Genomic DNA, 255 nt, shown 5'->3' on the forward strand with positions numbered 1-255 from the left:
GCGTAAATGGCGTTGAATATACGGTTGAACTGGTCGTTGGCGTTGCGCCGTTAGTGGTGTAATAAATCGTCGAGCCACTGGTATTTGGTGTTAACGTAACCTGTCTAGACACATCATATGTGCCACCGTTTGGCGAAATGCTTGGTTTGGCCACAGTAGGTTGAATCGTAAAAGACGCAACCGTTTCATTACTCGGTGCCATCCCACTACTATATACACGGGCACGATACGTTTTATTCGTTGTGATTGTTTGAG

At 45.9% G+C, this 255-nt stretch carries 1 protein-coding gene; it reads right to left on the reverse strand.

Annotated elements, in window-relative coordinates; all coding sequences use genetic code 11:
* The coding region (locus tag ACOB80_RS20920; protein ID WP_473167807.1) for a chitobiase/beta-hexosaminidase C-terminal domain-containing protein at window positions 1–255 on the reverse strand (255 nt) is incomplete at both ends.

The organism is Thalassotalea coralli, assembly GCF_055786205.1.